The 1,485-nt window shown below is 59.5% G+C and carries 1 protein-coding gene; it reads right to left on the bottom strand.

Going from position 1 to position 1,485, the window contains the following annotated elements; all coding sequences use genetic code 11:
- Positions 1-371: 371 nt before the first annotated feature.
- On the bottom strand, positions 372-1,485 hold a 1,114-nt coding region (locus tag CW742_RS12775; RefSeq protein ID WP_292420954.1), incomplete at its 5' end, for a hypothetical protein.

Raw genomic sequence — 1,485 nt, 5'->3', positions numbered from 1 at the left:
TTTAGTGTATGACGCCCTCTTTTTTGTCCTCAAAATTTTTGTACACCCCCCGGCCCCCCTCACCCTGCCACCCGCATTACACATGCATTTTGGTGCGTTAACCCACCTGAATTTCTGGAAAACCCCCGGGTGTGAAGGGGGGGGGGGGCGGTGTATTTGTGGCCGGGAGACGCCCGCCTTCAGGGATTTTGGTGCAGGAAACAACCGAAATTTTCCGGATTCACACGTAAAAAAAACATACTCATACCCGCCATATCAAAAGCCGGGAGGGGTGGGCCTCACACAAAAGAAGTACACCGCCCGACCCCCCCATGCAGGTTCCGTGCAGGGTGAACTGGTTTAAAGGATCTGCCTGCCGGGTCAAAAAAAGTTCACTCCGCTGCCGGCAGCGTGGAGAGGATATAGGCCAGCAGGAAGAGCAGTCCGCCATTCGCAAAGAGGATGACAGCGACAACCATGCCGGGGATGAGCCCGGGGAGGAGCATCGAGAGGCCGAAGAGGAGTCCCACGATGTTGAGCACGGTCTGGGTGATAAGCATTTTTTTGAGCGGGGCCGGGATCGCTGCCGGCTGGGCCGGGGGATTCCGCATGGCCTGCAGCATGGGGAGGAACCGCAGCGTGAGCGGCACAATACCGCCAAGAATGTTGAGGGTGGCAAGGATGACCACGAGAATGGGGGTCAGCACTCCCGGCACAATGCTCGCAATCGCGCCAAGCATCACGAAGAGCAGGCCAAAAAGAAGGATCAGCCACGTACGCCGGAACTGGCCGACCGGGGTCTCGCCCATGGCAAGGAACTGGATGGCCATGATGACGATCAAAAGCCCGAGCTGGCCGTCCGGCGAGAACGGGATGATGCCGAGGTTCACCGGCACAAGGAGCACGGCAAGGAGCGATAAGAGGACCCCCAGGAAGAGGAGGAGCGCGATCGTAAACGAGAGGGGGGCATCGCGGAAGAAAAACGGCACGTCCATGGAACCCTGCGGGAGTGGTACGGCAGGCTGCGTTGCCTGCGGAGTGTACAGAGCGGAGGTCTTCTGGATGCTCCACGCAAGGTAAAACAGGCCAAGGCCGGACATGATGAGGAGAACGGATGTAACGGAATCGTCAACAAGACCGGGCAGGAGCGTGACAAGGCCCAGCAGAGCCGTGAGCGAATAGACAAGAGCACAGGCAACCGTGAGGTGCCGGAGGATTCCCGGGACCCGGACCCATAACACGGCTTTCTCTTTCGAGAGGACCAGCTGGAGGAGGAGCGCGATACCGCCAACGAAAAGGAGCGCCCCGACAAGATCATGGATGACACCGGAGAGGGCACCGGGAATGAAGCAGGCCGTCATTCCCAGGATCCCGGCACCGATCCCCGCGATGATGACAAGCCACGTGCGCCGGACTTCACCGAACGGTGTCTTGCCCAGGGTTATCACCTGCAGCGCAACAAGGACAAGGAAGAGCCCGTACGTGCTGTCGGGAGTATAGGGCCGG

Source organism: Methanoregula sp., from assembly GCF_002835825.1.
In the GTDB taxonomy this organism is placed as follows: domain Archaea; phylum Halobacteriota; class Methanomicrobia; order Methanomicrobiales; family Methanospirillaceae; genus Methanoregula.
This window is presented reverse-complemented; position numbering and strand designations above follow the sequence as displayed.